Source organism: Picosynechococcus sp. PCC 8807 (assembly GCF_001693295.1).
Lineage (GTDB): Bacteria > Cyanobacteriota > Cyanobacteriia > Cyanobacteriales > MRBY01 > MRBY01.
The window spans coordinates 1729469-1751252 of record NZ_CP016483.1; the positions used below are offsets into that span (position 1 = coordinate 1729469).

The 21784-nt window shown below is 49.6% G+C and carries 20 protein-coding genes; 11 read left to right on the forward strand and 9 right to left on the reverse strand.

Going from position 1 to position 21784, the window contains the following annotated elements:
* The first annotated feature begins 44 nt into the window (after positions 1-44).
* Entirely contained in the window at positions 45-1283 is a 1239-nt protein-coding gene (locus tag AWQ24_RS08305; protein WP_030006977.1) for a GAF domain-containing sensor histidine kinase, read from the forward strand.
* On the opposite strand, the gene dapF is transcribed toward AWQ24_RS08305, so the two are convergent.
* Complete coding sequence (dapF, locus tag AWQ24_RS08310) at positions 1280-2125, reverse strand: diaminopimelate epimerase (RefSeq protein ID WP_065716524.1); 846 nt, start codon at positions 2123-2125, stop codon at positions 1280-1282. The genes AWQ24_RS08305 and dapF overlap by 4 nt on opposite strands.
* Before the next feature lie 41 nt (positions 2126-2166).
* On the opposite strand from dapF, the gene AWQ24_RS08315 reads away from it, so the two are divergent.
* The 7 genes from AWQ24_RS08315 (at position 2167) to AWQ24_RS08345 (ending at position 7539) form a co-directional block, all read left to right on the forward strand.
* Positions 2167-2376 (forward strand): Hfq-related RNA-binding protein, encoded by a 210-nt coding sequence (locus AWQ24_RS08315; protein ID WP_062434363.1) that lies wholly within the window; start codon positions 2167-2169, stop codon positions 2374-2376.
* Between the two features lie 64 nt (positions 2377-2440).
* Positions 2441-3355 (forward strand): M23 family metallopeptidase, encoded by a 915-nt coding sequence (locus tag AWQ24_RS08320; protein WP_012307257.1) that lies wholly within the window; start codon positions 2441-2443, stop codon positions 3353-3355.
* 155 nt (positions 3356-3510) lie between these two features.
* Complete coding sequence (locus AWQ24_RS08325) at positions 3511-5139, forward strand: AarF/ABC1/UbiB kinase family protein (RefSeq protein WP_012307258.1); 1629 nt, start codon at positions 3511-3513, stop codon at positions 5137-5139.
* A 113-nt stretch (positions 5140-5252) separates the two neighbouring features.
* Entirely contained in the window at positions 5253-5990 is a 738-nt protein-coding gene (gene cysE / locus AWQ24_RS08330) for a serine O-acetyltransferase (protein WP_012307259.1), read from the forward strand.
* A 148-nt stretch (positions 5991-6138) separates the two neighbouring features.
* On the forward strand, positions 6139-6705 hold the full coding sequence (locus AWQ24_RS08335; protein ID WP_065716525.1) for a hypothetical protein: 567 nt from the start codon (positions 6139-6141) through the stop codon (positions 6703-6705).
* Entirely contained in the window at positions 6692-7042 is a 351-nt protein-coding gene (locus AWQ24_RS08340) for a hypothetical protein (protein WP_065716526.1), read from the forward strand. Before AWQ24_RS08335 ends, AWQ24_RS08340 begins: the two co-directional genes overlap by 14 nt.
* On the forward strand, positions 7042-7539 hold the full coding sequence (locus AWQ24_RS08345; protein WP_065716527.1) for a hypothetical protein: 498 nt from the start codon (positions 7042-7044) through the stop codon (positions 7537-7539). The genes AWQ24_RS08340 and AWQ24_RS08345 overlap by 1 nt, the downstream gene beginning before the upstream one ends.
* Positions 7540-7633: 94 nt before the next feature.
* Here AWQ24_RS08345 and AWQ24_RS08350 read toward each other — a convergent pair whose 3' ends face one another.
* The 5 genes from AWQ24_RS08350 to AWQ24_RS08370 all read right to left on the reverse strand — a co-directional run bounded on the left by AWQ24_RS08350 (position 7634) and on the right by AWQ24_RS08370 (position 11794).
* Entirely contained in the window at positions 7634-8110 is a 477-nt protein-coding gene (locus AWQ24_RS08350) for a CRR6 family NdhI maturation factor (RefSeq protein WP_065717341.1), read from the reverse strand.
* 11 nt (positions 8111-8121) lie between these two features.
* The gene (locus tag AWQ24_RS08355) at positions 8122-9141 is read right to left on the reverse strand and encodes an ABC transporter ATP-binding protein (protein ID WP_065716528.1); all 1020 of its coding nucleotides are present in this window, start codon (positions 9139-9141) and stop codon (positions 8122-8124) included.
* A 15-nt stretch (positions 9142-9156) separates the two neighbouring features.
* A complete protein-coding gene (locus tag AWQ24_RS08360; RefSeq protein ID WP_030006969.1) occupies positions 9157-9669 on the reverse strand; it encodes a Fur family transcriptional regulator in 513 nt (170 codons plus the stop codon).
* A gap of 178 nt (positions 9670-9847) precedes the next feature.
* Positions 9848-11335: an AAA family ATPase gene (locus AWQ24_RS08365; RefSeq protein WP_062434376.1), complete on the reverse strand. Its 1488-nt coding sequence runs from the start codon at positions 11333-11335 to the stop codon at positions 9848-9850.
* Positions 11336-11389: 54 nt separating this feature from the next.
* The gene (locus AWQ24_RS08370; RefSeq protein ID WP_065716529.1) at positions 11390-11794 is read right to left on the reverse strand and encodes an Npun_F0494 family protein; all 405 of its coding nucleotides are present in this window, start codon (positions 11792-11794) and stop codon (positions 11390-11392) included.
* A 303-nt stretch (positions 11795-12097) separates the two neighbouring features.
* Here AWQ24_RS08370 and bchB point away from each other — a divergent pair, with 303 nt between their 5' ends.
* Both bchB and fmt read left to right on the forward strand, forming a co-directional pair.
* Positions 12098-13624: a ferredoxin:protochlorophyllide reductase (ATP-dependent) subunit B gene (gene bchB, locus AWQ24_RS08380; RefSeq protein WP_012307265.1), complete on the forward strand. Its 1527-nt coding sequence runs from the start codon at positions 12098-12100 to the stop codon at positions 13622-13624.
* Positions 13625-13762: 138 nt separating this feature from the next.
* Positions 13763-14749, forward strand: a complete 987-nt coding sequence (fmt, locus tag AWQ24_RS08385) for a methionyl-tRNA formyltransferase (protein ID WP_065716530.1) — start codon at positions 13763-13765, stop codon at positions 14747-14749.
* Positions 14750-14813: 64 nt separating this feature from the next.
* On the opposite strand, the gene AWQ24_RS08390 is transcribed toward fmt, so the two are convergent.
* From AWQ24_RS08390 to proS, 3 genes are all read right to left on the reverse strand, one after another.
* A complete protein-coding gene (locus AWQ24_RS08390) occupies positions 14814-16013 on the reverse strand; it encodes an HhoA/HhoB/HtrA family serine endopeptidase (RefSeq protein WP_065716531.1) in 1200 nt (399 codons plus the stop codon).
* Between the two features lie 211 nt (positions 16014-16224).
* The gene (locus tag AWQ24_RS08395; RefSeq protein ID WP_065716532.1) at positions 16225-16665 is read right to left on the reverse strand and encodes a DUF29 domain-containing protein; all 441 of its coding nucleotides are present in this window, start codon (positions 16663-16665) and stop codon (positions 16225-16227) included.
* Positions 16666-16723: 58 nt separating this feature from the next.
* Entirely contained in the window at positions 16724-18529 is a 1806-nt protein-coding gene (gene proS, locus AWQ24_RS08400) for a proline--tRNA ligase (protein ID WP_065716533.1), read from the reverse strand.
* Between the two features lie 388 nt (positions 18530-18917).
* On the opposite strand from proS, the gene AWQ24_RS08405 reads away from it, so the two are divergent.
* Positions 18918-21632 carry a cation-transporting P-type ATPase gene (locus AWQ24_RS08405; protein WP_065716534.1) on the forward strand — a complete coding sequence of 905 codons (2715 nt, stop codon included), beginning with the start codon at positions 18918-18920 and terminating at the stop codon, positions 21630-21632.
* The last annotated feature ends 152 nt before the right edge of the window (positions 21633-21784 follow it).

The window sequence follows — 21784 nt, forward strand, 5'->3', positions numbered from 1 at the left end:
GAGAGAAAATAATCTTTTCACAGCAGTAAGGAAATCCTGAAGTGATGCGAACCCCCGAACCTTTGCCCCATGAAGCAGAACGCCTCAAATCATTGTTCCAACAGGATCTTTTAGATACCCCCCAGGAGCCTGAATTTAATCGCATTGTCAACCTCGCGGCGCGACTGTTTGGGGTCAAAATCGTTTTGATTTCCCTCGTGGATGATTGTCGGCAGTGGTTTAAGGCTAAGGTCGGCTTAACGGCAACGGAAACCCCCCGCAATGTTTCCTTTTGTGGCCATGCGATTCGAGAGGCAGACATTTTTGAAATCCCGGATACCTTGGCCGATGAACGCTTTTGGGACAATCCCCTTGTCACTGGAAAACCCTACATTCGTTTCTATGCGGGTCATCCCATCCGCTCTGGGGACGGCTATCCCCTGGGTACCCTGTGTTTAATTGATGAACAACCCCGTAAATTGACGGCCACTGAACGGGAACTGCTGCAAATGCTGGCGCACCAGGTAGAAGATTTGCTCCGTTTGCGCCGTAATCTAAAACGCAAGCAAAACAAAATTAAGCTGCTCACGGTGCAAGTACAATCCCTAGATCGAAGCAATAACCTCAAGGATCAACTGTTAGCGGTGTTGTCCCACGATCTGCGCAGTCCCCTGATTAGTTTCCGGTCGGTGATAGAACTCTTGGCCGCCCAAGCCCTAGAGCCGGAGGAGCTAGAAATTTTAATTCCCGAAGTCTGCAACAAGTTTGACCAAACGGAAATGAAGGTGATGCAGATGTTGCAATGGGCGCAGCAGCAACTCCAGACAGAAGTGGTTCCCATTGAGATGATCAAAGTCGAGGCGATCGCCGACCATGTGTTGCCCTGGTGCCAGGACTGCGCCCAACGAAAAAATGTGACCTTACAAGTTGAGCTGGAACCCCAATTACAAGTCCTAGGAAATTTGGAACTTATCGGGGTTGTGCTGCGTAATTTCCTGGGCAATGCGGTGAAATATTCCCGTCATGGTGAAACGATCACCTTGTTCGCGCGCCGGAGTGGTCAATATGTGGAATTGGGGGTTCGGGATACGGGGCTGGGAATGAAGCCCGAAACCCTTAAAAAAATTCGTAGCCATAGCTATCAACTGTCAGCCCCAGGCACCGACAATGAAAAAGGGACTGGCCTGGGGTTATTGCTCTGTCAGACTTACCTCAACCAGATGGGCACGGCCCTAGAGATTGAAAGCCGTTGGATGGAAGGATCGACGTTTTCGTTTCGCTTGCCGATCGCCCCAAGGGCCTAGAGGGTCACTTGACCTTGGAAGCTAATGGCTGCTGGCCCGGTCATATAGATGTGATTGTCTGCTGCTGACCATTCGATCTGGAGACAGCCCCCCGGTAGTTCTACGGTACAAAGGCGATCGCAATGGCCCGTTAAGACCCCAGCCACCACCGACGCACAGGCCCCTGTCCCACAGGCAAGGGTAATCCCCGCGCCCCGTTCCCAGACCCGCATTTTGATGTAGTCGGGACGGACTACTTCAATAAATTCAGTATTAATCCGTTGGGGAAAAGCCGGGTGGTGCTCAAAATCTTTACCAATCACCTCTAGGGCAATCGCCGCCACATCTTCGACAAAGGTAATACAGTGGGGATTCCCCATGCTCACACAGGTCACCGTCCAGGTTTTTCCGGCGACGTCGAGGGGTTGATTCACCGCCTGAGCGTTACCGTCTTTGAGGGTAGTGGGAATATCTGTTGCTGTGAGGATCGGTTCACCCATATCAACCCGCACCAGTTCGTCGGCTTCTAAACGGGGTCGAATCATCCCCGCTAGGGTATGGATGCTGTAGGTTTTACCGGACGGATTTCCCCCTTCTAGGTGGTCAATGAAGCGGGCTAGACAACGAATCCCATTACCGCACATTTCCGGTTCAGAGCCGTCGGAATTAAAAATGCGCATGGTATAGTCGGCACCAGCCTGGCCTGGCAGAGCGAAAATTACACCGTCGGCACCAATGCCAAAGTGGCGATCGCACAGTTGAATGGCTTGCTCCGGGGTAACGAGGGGCGTCGTTTGCTGGCGATTATCCAGCAGAATAAAATCATTACCCAGACCTTGATATTTCGTAAATTCCAGCACCATACTTGTCGGTTAAGCTAATCAATAAAAGTTAATTCGCCATTATGACAGAATTTAATACGGGCTATCCGAGTGTGCGTCGCATCCAGAGCTTCGTCAAAGTAAAGGGGGAAGTGGAGATTAAACTCCTTACCAATGATGTCATCATTGGCAAAATTTTATGGCAAGATCCCCACTGTCTTTGTGTCGTAGACCGCAGCTCCACTAGGGAATTTATGATTCCTCGCCAGGCGATCGCCTACGTCAAAGCTTAAACTGTCGGTAAACTTTTTCGTCTGCGATCCGTCCCTGTAATCTGTTGACCTAACGCAATTTACCATGACTGTTTCTTTCCCCCGTTTTCTCCCCCTCGTTGCCAGCCTTGCCCTAGTTGTGGGGTTTTCAGAATCAGCCACCAGCGAACCGCAACTCCAAGTCACAGTCAATCCCAGCAGTCCCAAACTTGGGGAGAGCATGGCCGTAATTATTGATCCCCCCGGCACCCTCGATCCCCAACAGGCCGATACTTTAACGGTACGCTTTACTAAAAGTGGCGCGACCCAGGCCGATACTTATCCTGTTTTCCCCCTCGATCCGGCCGGCGATCGCTACCGAGCTTTAATTCCGACATCTCCCCTCGAATCCCACGGCAAAACCCTCCTCCAGGTGAGTGATGGCAACGAAACCCGCAACCTCGCCGTTTGGATCCAAGACCGCCGTTTTCCGACCCAGCGCATTACCCTTTCTGGCAGTGGCTCTGGCCCTGCAACCCAATACGAACTTGACCGCGTCGCCGCCCTCAAAGCTATCGTCTCCCCCACAAAACATTGGAATGGCCCTTTCCTGCGGCCGAATAGTGGTCGCGTTTCAACGATTTTTGGCGTACGGCGCTACTACAATGGCGTTTTTGCCCAGGATTACTACCATCGCGGCATTGACTATGCAGCAGGCTATGGTTCCCCGGTGGTCGCTCCTGCCCCTGGCAAAGTGGCCCTGATTGACTTCGAGAAAAATGGTTTTAAAGTACACGGCAATACCGTCGGTATTGACCATGGCCAGGGCGTCATTAGCGTTTTCCTACACCTCAACAGTATTCCCAGCAACCTCAAGGAAGGAGATTTTGTCCAAGCAGGTCAAGCGATCGGCACCGTCGGTTCTAGTGGTGCTTCCACCGGGCCTCACCTCCACTGGGGACTCTATGTCAATGGCGTGGCGATCGATCCAGAACTGTGGCGTAACCAAACGGTTCAATAACCTACTTACAAAAATCTGCTGCCATTTGTTCTGGAGCCCAAGGTAAAGTCTGGGCTAGGCATTTTTGGGGACAAATGAATAACTTGATGGAGGCGCTTCCCTCTAAAAAAACTAACGTATAGTAGAGACCAAGCTAATTCTACATCGGGTGTTCCATGGTTTTTTCTCTGACCCAGAGCAGTTCACGCCAGCGGGAAATTATTGAAATTGTTTTCAGTAATGGTTGGGACTTCATGAAGAGTCTCCTGACTGGTGGTAAAGCCGATAAACCACAGATCCCCCCCCCTGAAGTTTTTCGCAATATTCTGGTGGAGCTAGGGCCTTTTTATGTCAAGCTCGGACAGCTTCTGAGCACTAGGCCCGATCTTCTACCCCCGAAATACATTGAGGCCCTCACTGCTCTCCAAGCCAAAGTCCCCACGGTGCCTTGGTTTGAAATTGAGCAAACCATTCGTCAGCAACTTTCCCAACCCCTCGAAGACGTTTTTCAAGAAATTAATCCCAACCCCATTGCAGCGGGTTCCATTGCCCAAATCCATCGGGCGGTTCTGCGGAATGGTCAAGCTGTCGCCTTGAAGGTACAACGGCCAGGCATCGATCAAATCGTCGCCCAGGACATTGCCCTCATCAAAGGGATTGCAGAACTCGCTGCTCTCACAGAATTTGGCCAAGATTATGATGTAATTGCCCTCGCGAAAGAGTTTACAAAAGCTGTCCAGGCGGAGCTCGATTTTCGTACTGAAGCAGGTTATACCGATCAGCTCCGGCGCAATTTAGCGAAAAGCAGTTGGTTTGATCAACAAAAACTGACGATTCCAGAAATTTATTGGGAGCTGACCACCGAAAAGCTGCTGGTTATGGAATGGCTCGATGGCAAGCCCTTGCTGGAAGCGGAGGTCACTTCAGAAAAACAACGTCAAGCAATCACGACAATTTTGTTTCGGGCTTTTTTCCAGCAAATTTTTGTGGATGGTTTTTTCCATGCTGATCCTCACCCCGGTAATATTTTCTACCTCGATAGTCAGACGGTGGCGTTAATTGATTGTGGGATGATTGGCCGCCTCGATCCGCGCACCCAAAAACTACTGACAGAGATGCTACTGGCCATTGTGGATATGGATGCCCAGAGCTGTGCCCAGTTGACCCTAGAACTATCCGAAGGGGCGCACACGACGAACTTAGCCCGCCTAGAAGCCAACTATGATCGCCTGCTGCGTAAATATTACGACCGGAGCTTAACGCAGTTAAATTTTAGTGAGGTGTTCTATGAAATTTTGCAGGTAGCCCGCAACAATAAGGTTAAACTGCCGGGAAATTTGGGTTTGTATGCCAAAAGTCTCGCCAATTTGGAGGGGGTCGCCCGCAGTTTTAATCCAGAGGTTAATTTACTCGATGAAATTAAACCCCTGATTACTGATATTTTCCGGCGGCAATTGGTGGGAGACACCCCGTTTCAGACCATGTTCCGCACGGTTCTCGATCTGAAAACCATTTCTTTGCGATCGCCGCGCCAGATTGACGTGATTCTCGACCGCCTCAGCTCAGAAACCCTCCAGTGGAATTTAAACCTGCGGGAACTCGATGGCCTGCGCCGTAGCATTGACGACTCCGCTAATCGCCTATCCTTCAGTATTGTGGTGGGATCGTTAATCATGGGAGCCGCAATCATTACCATTTCGCCGAACCGTCAGTTAATGATTGTGAATGAAATTTTGTTTGCGGCAGCTAGTCTTTTAGGATTGTGGCTAATCATTAGTATTTTGCGGTCAGGACGCCTAAAGTAAATATCCCCTGGGTGATGAAATCTAAAAAATTGCCCCAGGCAGAACAACCAAGGGATACTATAGAAAATGGCCTTGACCTTTGGCATGAATTATCGCTCTGATTAGAATTCATTATGCTCTCCACCCTCTTCGCCGACTTCCGCATTATTTTTGAACGAGATCCCGCTGCGCGTAACTGGCTTGAAGTTCTATTTTGCTATCCGGGCCTCCAAGCGCTGTTGTTTCATCGCGTCTCCCATGCCCTCTATCGCTCTGGTCTGCCGTTTATCCCCCGGTTTCTCTCCCATATCGCCCGCTTTTTAACGGGAATTGAAATTCACCCAGGTGCCCGCATTGGCCACGGAGTTTTTATTGACCATGGCATGGGCGTTGTTATTGGTGAAACGGCTATTGTTGGTGACTATTGTTTGATCTACCAAGGCGTCACCCTCGGCGGTACAGGGAAAGAGAGTGGAAAACGCCACCCGACCCTCGGTGAAAATGTCGTTGTTGGTGGGGGAGCCAAGGTGCTCGGCAATATTGAAATTGGGAATAACGTGCGTATTGGCGCGGGATCAGTGGTTTTACGCCATGTGCCTTCGGATTGCACAGTGGTCGGCATTCCGGGGCGGATCGTCTATCGTTCTGGGGTCAAGGTGAATCCTTTGGAACACGGCAGCCTACCCGATTCGGAAGCAACGGTGATTCGTACTCTCTTAGACCGCATTGAAGCCCTAGAAGAACAAGTACAAACCCTCCAAGGTCAACAGCAGCCGGATCTCGTAACAGCCCACCGTCGTCAAAATCACAAAGATAGCTGTCGCTTGTCTGACCGGGAAATTCAACAATATTTAGATGGTGCGGGAATTTAATTTAGCTGAGATCATTTAAAAAGTCGTCGTCTAGTTCGTAGCCTAATAATTGGGCGATCGCCCATTGTCTATCTTGCAGATAAACAGTGTACTCTATACAAAATATGCTGTAAACTAAACTAACTTGTGCATTCTATATCTGTAATCAATGGATATACTTGAACGGAAACAGCTTATCAGACAAATTAGTCGGACTACGGGAATTGCTGGATACGCTCTCGACAAAAAACTCACAGATGAGCAAATTCTAGAATTAGTTCGTTACCTAGATATCATTTATATTCTTAGAAAGTCTGTAAATTACAATCGTTATTGTCAAGCCCAGAAAACAAAGGCTGCTAACGATAAGCTCAAAGCCTTCTTAAGTCCTGAGAACTCTGAAATTATTGCAGCAGGGAAATGGCTTCTCAGTGCTTTCTCTAAACGGGGTTTAGAGCGAAGACATCAACTTCAGGAACAAAACCTAGTTCATACAGAAGACTATAACGACGCTGTAGAAGGACTGCAAGATACTATTGATGAAATAGACGATAAAGCGACAGCCATTAGTGATGAAGCAAAAGAGACTATTAAAATTTTAGAAATAACCATTGATAGTCTGAGAAATCAGTTATCGGCAGTTTCAGACTACATTAAAAATAATTACGGAAACTCAACTTGGGAGGATATCAAACGAAAGTTCAATACTATAGGTCTGGATAATGAAAAAGGTTGAAGGTCTCGGCTATCGAGAATGGCAAAAACGAAACACAGCTTTATTCTCTCAATTTAGCCCTAAAGAAAAAAAAGAAGCAAGAAAGAAAGGTTATAGAAACATTGGTTGGCTTCACGTACAAAAATCATGGCAAATTTTAAAACAATACTCTAAACTTACAACCCTTTTCGAAAAAAAGCTGCGTGATGGTGACATACAAAGTGCTATTAACCATACTATTCTTGAAGCAGAAAACGCAATAAAAGTTGCACAAGAAGCATTTCAAAAAGTAGAGTCAAAAGGAAAAGAAATTCATAGAATTGCACAAAAAGCAAAATCAAAGTATCAAGTCTTGTAATGTATAAAAACGACAAAAAATTTCTCTCTACTTTATACAGAACATCGCAAATAGATGATGTTTGGCAGTGGGGGCAAAATCAGCCAGTAATTCAACATCCACAACTAGGGCTAATCAGTCCCAGTAAATATAGGTCTTTGTTCTTTGGTAAACCATGTCCATTTTGTGCCCAAAAAATGACTCATGGAAAGCATCTATATAGCACTACGTCAGAACAAGAGGCAATTTCTAGAGGTTATCAATATATTAAAAAAACAGGCGAAAAATATATTAATCGAGCTGGCAAACTATACTTTCATCCAAATTACGTGACTTTAGATCACAAAATCAATAAAGCTCGCTGTCCAGAATTGTTGTTTGAATATAATAATTTAGAAGTAATTTGTTGGAAATGTAATATGAGTAAAGGAGACAATAATGCTTATGGAATAGAACAAGCCAAAGCATATATTAAAGATCTAAAAAACGAAGCATTTAAAAGATATTATCCCCTATAGATCAATACGGATTAATGTACTCAAAAAAATTTAATAACATAATCGGAACTGAAATTGGTCTTCAAAGAATAAATAATTTAAAATTGAGTATTCACTACATTTCAAGACTATTTAAAAAGTCGTTGTCTAGTTCGTAGCCTAGTAATTGGGCGATCGCCTTTACCCGTGACTGGGGTTGAATGCCGAATTTTGGTAAAGTTTCGCTGAGGCAAAATACTTTATTCATCACAAAAATTTCGAGGGCTTCGGGGTTATATTGAATCCCTTCGGTGCGATGAAATTGATGGGGCACGAGCATCGCCGTATAGCGGGCTAATTCTCCTGCTTTCCAGTCGAGGAGGAACGGAAACCAAGGAAAGATCGCATCGAGACGCACAAACCAGAGACGAATTTCTGGGATTTCTGAGAGTTCACGGGGATCATTCGCTTCCTGGGGAAAATCGATCTTTAACTGAAACTTTTGCTCATGGTCTGCGAGGGCCTCATCGAGCAGGATCGATTGCACCAGGGTTTTCAGGGGGGCCAAATTAAGACTGAGGATGTCGCGTTGGGGAATTTTGATCTCTGCCATGGTTGCTTTGGTCAACAGCCTTCCCATTGTAAAGCTTGGAGATGGGCGCTGAGTGCTCCAAGGCTCATGAATTGCACTTGGCGATCGCCCTGGGACAAAAGCCAACGGGTCGGCTGTTCCTGGAGATCGAGGCGCAATGGACAAGGCGTTTGTACCGCTTCAAAACCCAGACGCGTTAAGGCCCGTTCTGTCCAGGTGGCCGCCAAGCCTTGACCCATAAATTGAATGGGCGATCGCCGCTGGTACTGTAACTGAAACTGACCACTCATTTGATCAAAATAAAAGCGATCGCTACTAAAGGTTGTCCCCAAATATCCCTCTAGGGCCAACTCCTCCGGTGTCCCCACCACTAACCTTTGACTGGGGGTAATCAGCCAGAGCTGATCCGCACTCCGCAGGGCCAAATCGAGGTCATGGGTCGACATCAAAACGGTGCGCCCTTGTTGGTGCGCCAAAAACCGCAGCAGTTGCATCACTTCCACCCGGCGGGGCACGTCAAGATAGGCCGTCGGTTCATCCAGCAACATCAAATCCGTCGCCTGGGCCAAGGCCCGCGCAATCATCGCTTTTTGTCGTTCCCCGTCGCTAATATTGTTCAGGGGTTGGGCCTGGAGATTTGTCAAACCCACGGCGGCGATCGCCTCCCGGACAATCTGTCGATCCGTTGGTCCCAAACGCCCTTGCCAATCGGTATAGGGATAACGCCCCAAGGCAACTAATTCCGTAACTGACATCCAGGCGAGATCAACCCGCTCCGTTAAAACTAAGCTGAGGCGTTGGGCACGCTGGGCCGCATTGAGGGCCGTCAGTGGTGTACCGTTCAGCCAAACTTGACCTGCTTGGGGAGCTTCAAGACCTGCCAATGTCCGAATTAGGGTGGATTTTCCTGATCCATTCGCGCCCACTAAACAAACAAACTGACCCTGGGCGATCGCCAGATTCAAATCCTGAAGTAAGGCCCGCCGTTGGTAGCCCACCGTTAAATTTTCCGTAACCAACAAAGGCGATTGGGGTTGCAATGTTACCGTCAAAGGCGATCGCCTCGATTAATGGAGGTGGGTTTGGGCTTTTTCCCGCGAACAGACCCAATCGTGGGGGAGCGCCGAGGGCCAACCCATCAAGCGAGCCTCCGGACAAATGGTGGTGATCGTTAACTGGCAATCGAGTAACTCGAATCCCTGCTGTTGGCATTGAGCAATGCTGTGTTTGTTGATCGCGACATCCTCAAACTCAATGGTTTTATTGCACTGGACACAGACTAAATGGTGGTGGTGCGCCTGGGACTGGTTCAGTTCATAATGCTTATGGCCTTCTGCTAGCTCCAGCTCCCGCAAAATGCCCATGCGAGTCATGAGTTTTACGCTACGGTACACCGTCGAGAGACTGATTTTTTCCTGTTGCTCCAATAACTCATTGTGCAAATCTTCAGCGCTGAGGTGTTCACCCTTCGGCAAATTTAGAAAGGTGCGGAGAATTTTTTCCCGCTGGGGCGTTAACCGCCATCCTTTAGCATTGAGTTCGGTCTTGAGGGCGCTTACGTCGTAGGAAGGTACCAGCATATTTTTCAACAAGTTCAGCTTATTGACAATAATAAACGCCCTTTTCTACTTTTGCAACAATCTGGCCTTATTGCAAATAAATACTAACATTCAGGTCACCATCGGCCCCAAAAGGCGATCGCCTGCTGTAATCTACGCCAACAAAAATATTGCCCCTTTTTCTATCAACCGAGGACGATTAATCGGCATCCTCTAATAAAATCGTCGGATCAACATATTGCTCAAGGTGATTGGCGAGGGCTTCGAGGATTGCTTCTTGCCGTTCGTTGAAATTGGCAATACCTGTCGGTAGAGAAGAGAGGCCCCGTTTTTGGCGGAGGGCATTGAGCCAAAAGCGACACCAGGGGCCATTATTAAACAAACCTTGCAAGTAGACGGCCCAGATGTTTTGACTTTGGTTAACAAGACCCAGATTTGGGGTTTCAAAGAGTTGGGTATAACCGCTACTGGGAGCATAGTTCAGGATGTCACAGGGGAGGGTCATGCCGTTGAGGGGAAGATTTGGAAAGGGGAAGCGCGAAAATGTTTCGGCGGGGAAGAGGGCGGCCTTGGTATGGGGTTGGCTATCAAAGGGCGTTAAACCGAGGGCTGGTTGAAAATCGCCACTAGGGAGGGCAATTTTTTTACTGAGGAGATTGGCACCATTGCCGATCCCTAACACCGTGCCGCCTGCATTGACATATTGCTGTAGCTGTTGGGGATAGCCGTATTTGTGGAGATAGTCGAGGTCGGCGATCGCCTGGCTGGTGTGGGGCACAATCACCGCATCGGGATAACCCAGGGTCTCGGTCGGATTAATAAATTCCAACTGTACCGAAGCCTCACCCATCAGGGCATCAAAGTCTGCATAGGGACAGAGGTGAGGGAGCTGGATTACCTGCAAGCGCAGTTTATTTTGAGGCAAATTGACAGGGTTATGGGCAACGGTAGTACAGAGGCTTTCGGGGTCAAAGGCCAGATTTTGGAGGGGCCGAATATAGCCGAGGACGGGTCGTTTGAGATGTGTTTTGACCCATTGACTGGTTTGGGTTTCTTGGGGGCGATCGCCTTGCCACTGATTGAAGATTACCCCCCGAATCAGTTGACGATTTTCTGGGGAAAGCCGTTGCCAGAGGCCCCAGAGCTGATTGATGGCCCCTTCATGGGTGCAGTCAATCAAAATAATACCCGTGACGGGCGCCTCTAAACCCTTGAGAATCTCAAAATTTTGGTCGGTATCGCTGGTGAGGGGATGGTAAAGACTGTCGCGATAACTATCGAATAGCAGCACATCGTATTTCGGCGGCAATGCCATCAAACATTCTCGAATCAGCGGTCGCGCAATATCGTAATAGCTATCGTAGTAAGCCGTTCGTTTGACAGTACCAATCCCCCGCCCTTGAATCAGCAGTTGAAATTTGGGCTTTGACTCACCAGGGGGGCTACAGGCTTTTAGTAAAACTGGGTTGAGATGGGTTGTTGGTTGAATTTTTGCGGCCCACGCTTGCCAAGCCGCTGATTGACTGACTTCTGCGTCGGCACTGACCCGATAGCCTTTTGTGATTTCCGTTTGACTTTGGAAAGGAACAACTCGCAACCCTTGCCGAGTTAGGGAACGGGCCAGCGCCGTAATTAACCATGATTTTCCAGACCGACGACTAGGGCTAAAAATGGCGATCGCCCGCATGAAGCTTCCTCACATTAAACCGAAAGATAGATGCATAGATTTAGATTGTACAGTCTAGACCGAAAACCGACTCAGCCAACGTTGTAAAGCATTTTGGCACCGAGCCAACCACGACACCTTTACCGCCTGGGGTGCCGCTTGCCATTGGGCCAACACCTGACGACCCAAAGGCGTTAAGCGAAAACTATCTGTCAAACCTTGACCATCAACCTCCCGCCGGAGCAATCCCACTTGAATCAGCCACATCATCAACTCTTCCACGGCCCCTTCCGGCAGCGATCGTTCACTATAACCCGCCCGGAGTCCAGCTTCTCCAGCAATATCAGGGAGTGCCACACTCTGATCTTTCATCGCTGCCAGTAGTTCCCACCGGAGCGGTGTGCAAGCAAAAGCCACCAATGCCCGCTGTATCGTTTCGGGAGCGTATTGAATGGGTTTTGGTGTAAAAACTTGGGTCATGGCTAGGAGCAGAGACAATTGCAATCAAACGAAATTCATTAATAAAGTGCATTGTATATCCTTCCCCAAAGTTCTTGACGGCGAATCATCATCGAGGCAAAGCTTGAAATTCATTGAAAGAAACAGATGATGACCCTTTATTCGTAGAGATATCCCTTGAAATGAAACCATTTTCTTTGCGAGATACATCGTTTTATTGACTTTTGTTTTCTTCTCCGAGAACCCGAAAATCATTTGCGAAAATGACACTGACTGAGATCACTTTTGATCACAAACCAGTTTTTTTTGGGAGTAAAAATACCTATGAAACTTGCCTATTGGATGTATGCAGGCCCAGCCCACATCGGCACATTACGCATTGCCAGTTCTTTTAAAAATGTCCATGCGATTATGCACGCTCCCCTAGGCGACGATTACTTTAATGTGATGCGTTCGATGTTAGAACGGGAACGCAATTTCACCCCTGTCACCGCCAGCATTGTGGATCGAAATGTTCTGGCGCGGGGCTCCCAAGAAAAAGTTGTTGATAATATTGTCCGCAAGGATCAAGAGGAACGACCCGATTTAATTGTCTTGACCCCCACTTGCACTTCAAGCATTCTCCAGGAAGACCTCGAAAATTTCGTCGCCCGCGCCCAATTAGATGCCCAGGGTGATGTCATCTTGGCGGATGTGAACCACTACCGGGTTAATGAACTCCAGGCTGGCGATCGCACCCTCCAGCAAATTGTCCAGTTTTATATCAATAAGGCAAGAAAAAAAGGTGACTTAGCCACTGAGAAAACCCCGCAACCGTCGGTAAATATTATTGGGATTTCCACCCTCGGTTTCCACAACAACCACGACATCCGTGAACTGAAGACTTTGATGGCCGAGTTGGGGATTAGTGTGAATTTGGTCATTCCTGACAAAGCCTCTGTCCACGATTTGAAAAAATTGCCCCAGGCCTGGTTTAACCTTGTGCCCTACCGGGAATTGGGCCTGCCCACGGCAAAATATTTAGAACAAGAATTTGACCAACCCTATGTAGACATTACACCGATGGGCGTTGTGGAAACGGCCCGTTGCATCCGCGCGATCCAGGGAGCGATTAATGACCAGGGAGCCACGGCAGATTATGAAGCCTTTATCGAAGAACAAACCCTCCATGTGTCCCAGGCCGCTTGGTTTAGTCGTTCCATTGATTGCCAAAATTTAACGGGCAAAAAGGCGATTGTCTTTGGGGATAATACCCACGCTGTCGCAATGACGAAAATTCTGGCGCGGGAAATGGGCATCCATGTGGTGCTGGCGGGAACTTATTGTAAATATGATGCTGACTGGTTCCGTCAAGAGGTGAGCGAATACTGTGATGAGATTTTAATTAGCGAAGATCATGGCGAAATTGCTGATGCGATCGCCCGCCTAGAACCTGCTGCCATTTTCGGTACCCAGATGGAACGCCACGTGGGTAAACGGCTGAATATTCCCTGTGGCGTGATCGCCGCCCCGATCCACATCCAAAACTTCCCCATTGGTTATCGGCCTTTCGTGGGTTATGAGGGCACTAACCAAATCGCGGATCTGGTTTATAACTCCTTTACCCTAGGCATGGAAGACCATTTGCTCGAAATTTTCGGCGGCCACGATACCAAGGAAGTCATTACCACAACCATGTCGGCCAGTTCTGATCTGAATTGGACAACGGAAGCCCAGGGACAACTGAACAAAGTCCCCGGATTTGTGCGGGGCAAGGTGAAGCGTAACACCGAAAAATATGCCCGCGCCCAGGGATTGAGTGAAATTTCCCTGGAAGTGCTCTACGCCGCTAAGGAGTCTGTCGGTGCTTAATTAACGAGGCCCCCCTGCCCCCAGTTTGGGGGAGATTTAGGAGCAGTTCAAAAGACCGATGAGGTTTGCATAATCACTAAGGTCGGGGGAGATCTGCGCTAAAGTGAAAAGCCGATTTGTGATTGGTGAATCTCGCCCATGCTTAAAGTTGTCTTTTTCGGTACGCCTCAGTTTGCAGTGCCCTACCTAGAAGCCCTTTTGAATCACCCGGACATTGAAGTGCTGGGGGTCGTCACCCAACCGGATAAGCGGCGGGGTCGGGGCAGTCAACTGATTCCGTCGGCGGTAAAAAAGGTGGCGATCGCCCATGATCTCCCCGTCTGGCAACCGAAGCGCATCAAAAAAGATCCTGAAACCTTAGCGATTCTCGAAAACCTCCAAGCCGATGTGTTTGCGGTGGTCGCCTACGGGCAGTTGCTCTCGCCGCAAATCCTCCAGATGCCCCGGCTCGGCTGTGTCAATGGCCATGGTTCCCTGTTGCCGAAATATCGCGGCGCCGCGCCGATCCAGTGGAGCTTAGTCCAGGGGGAAACGGTGACGGGGATGACCACCATGCTCATGGATGAGGGGATGGATACCGGGGCAATGCTCCTCAAGGCTGAAACGCCCATTGATCTTTGGGACAATGCCCATGACTTGGCAGTGAAATTAGCGACCTCCGGGGCGGCTTTATTGACAGAAACGCTCATTCAACTGGCTCAAGGAAAAATCACCCCCATCCCCCAGGATCCAGACCAAGCCACCTATGCGCCGTTGATTCAGAAAGAAGATTTTCAGCTAGATTGGCAAAAAGGGGCGATCGCCTTACATAATCAAGTGCGCGGTTTCTATCCCAACTGCCTCACCACCTGCCGCGATAAACCTTTAAAAGTGTTAGAAACGATTCCCCTCGTGCCGGAATGTTTTGCGCAATATCCCGCAGCATACAAACCCCTCAAGGAATTTGTTGGGAACACAGGGAAGGTTGGGGAAATTGTGGCGATCGCCAAAAAATTTGGCCCCATCATCCAAACGGGGGACGGACTCCTACTGCTCAAACAGGTGCAACCCAGCGGCAAAAAACCCCAGTCCGGTTGGGATATGGTCAACGGGATGCGCTTAACCATCGGTGAATCTCTAGGCTAGAGCGCAAAAAAAGTCCCCAGGTTGTGAACCCGGAGACCTTGGGGGAAATTTCAACTAAAAGAACTTAGGAAACCCCTTGCATTTGTGCCGTTCTCAAGGTGAGTTCTGAGGTGCGATCGCCCCGGCGCAGTTCCACTTTCAAACTGGCATCAACGCCGCTCTTTTCAACAGTTTCCTGGAGTTGTTGGGCATTGGCGATCGCCTTACCGTTGATTTTTGTAATCACATCGCCCCGACGCAGACCCGCTGTTTCCGCTGGACTACCCGGCACCACACCCAGCACCAGCGCTCCGTTCACTTCCGGTAAGAGCACGATGGAATTGGGGTCAGCATTATTTTCCTTGGCCATTTCTGGGGTGAGGCTCACCATCCGAATCCCGATGAAGGGATGGGGTACTTCTTTCCCAGCGGCGAGGGTGGGTTCAAGATCCTTGGCTTTGTTGATCGGGATCGCAAATCCAATGCCCATGGCATCCCGGCGGATCGCGGTGTTAATCCCAATCACTTCACCGTCGGCGTTGAGGAGGGGGCCACCGGAGTTACCAGGGTTAATGGCGGCATCGGTCTGGAGAAAATCGACCCGCTTATCGGGAATTCCTGCCTGGGCCGAAGACCGCTCCAGGGTACTAATAATGCCGAGGGTAACAGTATTGTTCAGGCCGACCGGGTTCCCTACGGCGATCGCCCAGTCACCCACCTGCACAGACCCAGAATCACCGAGGGGAGCCACGGGAATAGACTCATTTTTGGGGTCAATTTTCACGACGGCCAAATCAGTTACTTCGTCGGTACCCTTTACTTCCCCTTCAAAGCTGCGGCCATCTTTTAGCGTTACGGTAACTCGATCAGCACCGCTCACAACGTGGGCATTGGTGAGGATCACCCCAGACCGATCTGTAATAAACCCAGATCCTTGTCCGGTGAGCACCTGACGCTGTTCATCGGGAAATTGCATCCCAAAGCGATCGCCAAAAAACTCCCGGAAAAATGGATCATTCATAAACGGATCCTGGAAGCGGCGCACCACAGTTTTTTCTGTATCTAGACGCACCACTGCTTGCCCTGTCCTGGCCACCGCGTCAGCGACAAAACTCCGCCCTGCTGCCACGGGTACCGCCGCTACTTCCTGGGGCGGATTGGTATCAGCGAGGGGTTGGTTGAGGGTTTGGCTAGAGCCTTGCATTGCCCCGAAGGTAATGGCACAGCCCACACAGAGGGCAACAATGTGGGTTGTAAATCGTTGGACAAATTTTGATCGTCTCATAGAAGTTTTTCTATCCAGTCTGTATAAAGTTTTAGGATGATGGCCACATCAAGCCGGGCGTTGGGGAGACACCGCAGGGGGTTTTATCGTCAATCTTAGCAATTGAATTCTCCCGGTTTAGGTGGGTTTCCCCGCCATTACTAAACCCTGAGTCACAATTTTTGACGTAAATTTGCTGGCTTTGGTTCACAAAAATAGAGATTGTAATGGCTTAACCCAAACCAAGAATCTGGTCTAGATCGTAGGGACACTCCTGGGGAAAGCTGTCTTGGGATAAATCTGTTTCTGCCTTTGCCCGTTGCCGTGCCGTAGTGTAGGCAGAGGCTAAAATCTGCTGTAAATAGGGCCGCAGACTCGGAGAATCTTCTAAATCGTCAATAATGCGGCGACGGTGCTCAATGATCGTTGACTCCCAGCTACCAGAACGTTTCTCTGCCTGAAAGTCCCACTGCAGTAAGTGCATCAACAAAATGATCAAATTACTCTTGAGGCGGTGGCGATCGCGTTTACCCATCGATTCTATTTCATCAATTAGATGTTCCCAATCGACAGCCCCATAATCCCGGAGGCGCAATTTTTCGAGGGTCTGTTGCAACCAGAGTTGATAATCTTGGTCGTAGGTGATGTCGGGAATCCTAGGCGTTTGAACCATAGCTAAAAAAGGGGAAACCGCTTAACCCTAGGGCCATTATAACGATTCCCCCAGGGGCTTACTGGCCTGCGGCTTCGACCCAATTTTTTAAGGTTGCAACCACATCATCAAGATCAAGATCTTGGCGATCGCCTTCTTTGCGGCGCACCACTTCCACCTTGCCATCCTTAAGGGATTTCCCTGTGACAACCCGGAAGGGAATGCCAATCAGTTCTGCATCCTTAAATTTCACCCCGGCCCGTTCGTTGCGGTCATCGAGGATCGTTTCGACCCCAGCGGCATTGAGATCGGCATAGAGTTTTTCCGCTGCTGCCATCTGTTCTTCACTCTTAACATTGGGCACCACTACCACGGCATGGTAAGGGGCGATCGCCACGGGCCAAATAATGCCATTCTCGTCGTAGGATTGCTCCACGGCTGCTTGGGCCAGACGGGAAACGCCAACCCCATAACAGCCCATCACCAGGGGTTGTTCCTTGCCATTTTCGTCGGTAAAGGTGGCCCCCATGGCTTCGGAATATTTCGTTCCCAGTTGGAAAATGTGGCCCGCTTCGATGCCCCGCGCCGTTTGGAGGATTTGGGTTGGATCATGGACAGCGCGATCGCCGGCCTTTGCTAACCGCACATCCACTTGCAATGCCGGTAGCTTAAACTCTGTACCCCAGTTTGCGCCGAGGACGTGGTAATTTGTTTCATCGGCACCCGTGACAAAGTTTTTTAATGTCGCCGCAGTGGGATCAACGAAGCGTAAAAATTCGCCTGAAACCGCTTTATTTCTAGCAATAAAATCATCTGCTAAAGCCGGAGAAATGTAGCCTAAAGGTAATGTTTTTGCGGCCCATTTTTGTTGGGCTTCGGCATCGGGCACCGTTAAGGAAATGACAGTTTTTGCATCGTAATTAGACGCTAGTTTTGTCAACTCATTCTGCAATTTGACTTCGTTGACATCTTGATCGCCCCGAATTGAGATCAAAGCTAAAACTATTTTGCCATTGTTATAAACTACCTGATAAAGGACATTTTTAACGACACAGGTGGGGGAACAATCTAGGAACTTACACAGGGATTCGATGGTAGCTGTGTTTGGGGTTTCACGCTTTTCAAAACTGTTGAAGGGAGAGGCGATCGCCTCAACGGGCAAAGACACGGCTTTCTCGGTATTCGCGGCGTACTTTTCATCCTCCGTGTAGAGAATTTCATCTTCCCCGGCATCGGCGAGGATCATAAATTCTTGGGAACCAGAACCACCAATGGCTCCAGAGTCTGCCTCTACAGCCCGGAATTGTAAACCACAGCGACGCAACATATTACGATACGCCTGATCCATGTCTGCGTAGGTTTGCTTCAGACATGGATCAGAAGCATGGAACGAGTAGCCATCTTTCATGATGAATTCCCGCCCGCGCATCAAACCAAACCGGGGCCGAATCTCATCGCGGAATTTCGTCTGAATCTGGTACAAATGCTGGGGTAACTGCCGATAGGAACGGATCATGTCCTTGGCAATGGTGGTAATCACTTCCTCGTGGGTTGGCCCCAAACCTAATTCTCCATCCAGGCGATCGCGCAAAGAAAACATAATCCCTTCTGCCTGGGTGTAGGTATCCCAACGGCCCGATTCTTGCCAAATTTCTGCGGGTTGCAACTGAGGTAACAGAGTTTCCTGGGCACCGGTGGCATTCATCTCTTCCCGGACAATCTGGGATACCTTCTGGAGCACGCGCCACATCAACGGTAGATAAGCATAAATCCCCCGCCCAATCCGCCGGATATAGCCGGCCCGCAGCAGGAGCTTGTGGCTAGGAATCTCCGCATCGGCGGGATCTTCTCGGAGGGTAACGAACAGACTTTGGGAAAGGCGCATGGTTATTTTGAGTTTTTCGTGACAGCTAATGGAATGAACCATCGCCCATTATGGATTACTTGCTGCCATTTTAGAATCGGGGGCCTGGTCAAAATGTTGTCGGCAGCCAACTTTTCTCCTTAAAAAAACAAGGGGGCTCAAGAACTTAATTGGCAATAAAGAGATAAAAAGAAATCACTTTTGGGGATTTTCAAAAATTAGCTTCAAAGAAACCGAACAGGCTTTATCACTGAGGATTTGACAACAAAAAAGTCCACAAAGAAATTATTAACAAGTTAAAAATTAGATTTTTCAAGGAAAATTTAATGATTTAACTACACAATTTTATAGAACTAAATTGCTAGAATTTGGAGGATCAAATTTGCAGGTTAATTTTTCAGCTTAAGTTATGCCAGTGTCATCATCACCTCCTCCCTGCTATACCCAATCAGAGGCCGAATTAATTCAATCCCTAAAGAGCGATGCAGAACGGGGATTATCGCCAGAGGCAGTGGCCCAGCGTTATGAGCAGTATGGTTGGAATGAATTGAAGTTTCGGGCTGGGAAACCAGCTTGGTTGCGTTTTCTGTTGCAGTTCCACCAACCACTTCTGTACATTTTAATCATCGCCGGAAGTATTAAAGCGGCTTTGGGTTCCTGGACGAATGCTTGGGTTATCTGGGGAGTCACTTTCATTAATGCGGTGATTGGCTATATCCAAGAGGCTAAGGCGGAAGGGGCGATCGCCTCCCTCGCCAAAGCAGTCACCACCGAAGCAATGGTTCTGCGGGAAGGCAATACCCTGCGGATTCCGTCGCGGGATTTGGTGCCTGGCGATATTGTGCTGTTGACTTCCGGGGATAAAGTCCCGGCGGATTTGCGGTTACTCAAGGTGCGGAACCTCCAAGTTGATGAGTCAGCCCTGACGGGGGAAGCGGTGCCCGTTGAGAAAAAGTTAGGTCTTTTACCCCTAGACACACCCCTCGGCGATCGCCGCAATATGGCCTATGCGGGAAGCTTTGTCACCTTTGGCCAGGGCACAGGCATCGTCGTGGCGATCGCCAATCAAACGGAAATGGGACAGATTTCCCAATCCATGGAAAAGCAGGTCAATTTAACTACACCACTGACCCGAAAATTCACCAAGTTTAGCCATTCCCTGCTGTATGTAATCTTGACCCTAGCGACCCTCACCTTTGCCATTGGTTGGGGCCGGGGGGGCAACCTCGCCGAAATGTTTGAAGCCGCCGTGGCCCTGGCCGTGAGTGCGATTCCCGAAGGATTACCTGCCGTAGTCACCATTACTCTGGCAATTGGAGTGAACCGGATGGCCCGCCGCCACGCCATTATTCGTAAATTACCCGCTGTAGAAGCCCTTGGGAGTGCCACGGTGGTCTGTTCTGATAAAACGGGCACCCTCACGGAAAATCAGATGACTGTCCAGGCGATCTATGCCGGGGATGTTCATTTCAAAGTGAGTGGCAGTGGCTACAGTCCGAAGGGAGAAGTTTACCTGGCCGCAACCGGTGATGATGGGGACGCCAGCTTTGAAACCTTGCCCCCAGTCCTGGCAGAATGTCTCACCGCAGGGTTGCTCTGTAACGATTCCCAACTGAAACAAACGGGCGATGATTGGTCTGTGGTGGGCGATCCAACGGAAGGAGCCTTGATTACTGCTGCGGCGAAGGCGGGCCTCAGTCAGGTGGGTTTAGACGCCCAGCGGCCCCGGCTCGATTCGATTCCCTTTGAGTCGGAATATCAGTACATGGCGACGCTCCATGATGGCACGGGGCGGACAATCTATGTCAAAGGGTCGGTGGAATCGCTGTTGCGCCGTTGTGAAACGATGTTACTGGACGATGGTCAGGCGATCGCCCTCGATCCTGCGGCCATTGAAGCAGTGGTAGAGACCATGGCCACCAAAGGATTACGGGTTCTCGCCTTTGCGAAAAAAGAAGTCAGCAGTCACCAACACAGCGTTGACCATGAGGATCTCACCACGGGCCTTGAGTTTTTAGGGCTCCAGGGAATGATTGATCCCCCCCGACCGGAGGCGATCGCCGCTGTCCATGCCTGCCAAACAGCAGGAATTAACGTCAAGATGATCACCGGTGATCACATTGCCACCGCCAAGGCGATCGCCCAACGCATGGGAATTCGCACCGGAGAAACAGTCATTGCCTTTGAGGGTCAAGACCTCGAAAAAATGGATCCTCAAAGTCTGGCCGAGGCCGCCGAAACCGGGTCGGTCTTTGCCCGGGTTGCCCCAGCCCAAAAACTTGCCCTCGTCGAAGCCCTCCAGAAAAAAGGTGATATCGTCGCGATGACTGGCGATGGCGTGAATGATGCCCCAGCCCTCAAACAAGCCGACATTGGCATCGCCATGGGTAAAGGCGGCACCGAGGTAGCCAGGGAATCCGCTGATATGTTGCTCACCGATGATAATTTTGCCTCCATTGAAGCCGCCGTCGAAGAAGGACGCACCGTTTACCGCAATCTCCGCAAGGCGATCGCCTTCCTCTTGCCCGTCAATGGCGGTGAATCCATGACAATCTTGATCAGTGTCTTGTTGGCGCGGGATTTGCCCATTCTGTCTTTGCAGGTGCTGTGGCTGAATATGATCAACTCGATCACCATGACTGTGCCCCTCGCCTTTGAAGCCAAGCCCGCCGGGATTATGCAATCGCCCCCCCGCAATCCCAACGAACCCCTGATCACCCCCAAGCTGCTGCGACGGATCGGGATTATTTCCATCTTTAACTGGATTCTGATCTTTGGCATTTTTGAATGGATCAAAACCAGCACCGGCGATCTCGCCCTCGCCCGCACCATGGCGATCCAAGCCCTCGTTGCCGCTCGGATCATCTATTTACTGAGCATCAGTCAACTAGGCCGTAGCCTCCTTCGCTACATCAGCGGCCAAACAAAAACCATCATCCAAGCCCCGCTCCTGTTGGTTGGCATTGCCGTCGCCGTCGCTTTGCAGGTTGCCTTTAGTCAATGGGGCCTGATGAATCAACTCTTTCAGACAGCTCCCCTCACCTGGCAACAGGGATTAATCTGTGTACTGCCGATGTTACCGATGATCCCCACGGCGATCGCCGCTAACTATTTAGACACCTGAGACCTGAAGGAAAACCACAAAAGTAAAGGGAAGATTCTCTGGCTTCCCCCTTGTCCACCAAAAGCTTCCACCAACAGACCCCACAGTAGATCCCATCGAGATTCCCAAAATCTCCCAGAACTCCCCTGCCACGTATAGAAAGAAACGTCAAC

Bases quoted from the DNA above. Each gene is read 5' to 3' on its own strand.
- AWQ24_RS08305 (WP_030006977.1), top strand. From the start codon at position 45: ATGCGAACCCCCGAACCTTTGCCCCATGAAGCAGAACGCCTCAAATCA.
- dapF (WP_065716524.1), bottom strand. From the start codon at position 2,125: ATGGTGCTGGAATTTACGAAATATCAAGGTCTGGGTAATGATTTTATT.
- AWQ24_RS08315 (WP_062434363.1), top strand. From the start codon at position 2,167: ATGACAGAATTTAATACGGGCTATCCGAGTGTGCGTCGCATCCAGAGC.
- AWQ24_RS08320 (WP_012307257.1), top strand. From the start codon at position 2,441: ATGACTGTTTCTTTCCCCCGTTTTCTCCCCCTCGTTGCCAGCCTTGCC.
- AWQ24_RS08325 (WP_012307258.1), top strand. From the start codon at position 3,511: ATGGTTTTTTCTCTGACCCAGAGCAGTTCACGCCAGCGGGAAATTATT.
- cysE (WP_012307259.1), top strand. From the start codon at position 5,253: ATGCTCTCCACCCTCTTCGCCGACTTCCGCATTATTTTTGAACGAGAT.
- AWQ24_RS08335 (WP_065716525.1), top strand. From the start codon at position 6,139: ATGGATATACTTGAACGGAAACAGCTTATCAGACAAATTAGTCGGACT.
- AWQ24_RS08340 (WP_065716526.1), top strand. From the start codon at position 6,692: ATGAAAAAGGTTGAAGGTCTCGGCTATCGAGAATGGCAAAAACGAAAC.
- AWQ24_RS08345 (WP_065716527.1), top strand. From the start codon at position 7,042: ATGTATAAAAACGACAAAAAATTTCTCTCTACTTTATACAGAACATCG.
- AWQ24_RS08350 (WP_065717341.1), bottom strand. From the start codon at position 8,110: ATGGCAGAGATCAAAATTCCCCAACGCGACATCCTCAGTCTTAATTTG.
- AWQ24_RS08360 (WP_030006969.1), bottom strand. From the start codon at position 9,669: ATGCTGGTACCTTCCTACGACGTAAGCGCCCTCAAGACCGAACTCAAT.
- AWQ24_RS08365 (WP_062434376.1), bottom strand. From the start codon at position 11,335: ATGCGGGCGATCGCCATTTTTAGCCCTAGTCGTCGGTCTGGAAAATCA.
- AWQ24_RS08370 (WP_065716529.1), bottom strand. From the start codon at position 11,794: ATGACCCAAGTTTTTACACCAAAACCCATTCAATACGCTCCCGAAACG.
- bchB (WP_012307265.1), top strand. From the start codon at position 12,098: ATGAAACTTGCCTATTGGATGTATGCAGGCCCAGCCCACATCGGCACA.
- fmt (WP_065716530.1), top strand. From the start codon at position 13,763: ATGCTTAAAGTTGTCTTTTTCGGTACGCCTCAGTTTGCAGTGCCCTAC.
- AWQ24_RS08390 (WP_065716531.1), bottom strand. From the start codon at position 16,013: ATGAGACGATCAAAATTTGTCCAACGATTTACAACCCACATTGTTGCC.
- AWQ24_RS08395 (WP_065716532.1), bottom strand. From the start codon at position 16,665: ATGGTTCAAACGCCTAGGATTCCCGACATCACCTACGACCAAGATTAT.
- proS (WP_065716533.1), bottom strand. From the start codon at position 18,529: ATGCGCCTTTCCCAAAGTCTGTTCGTTACCCTCCGAGAAGATCCCGCC.
- AWQ24_RS08405 (WP_065716534.1), top strand. From the start codon at position 18,918: ATGCCAGTGTCATCATCACCTCCTCCCTGCTATACCCAATCAGAGGCC.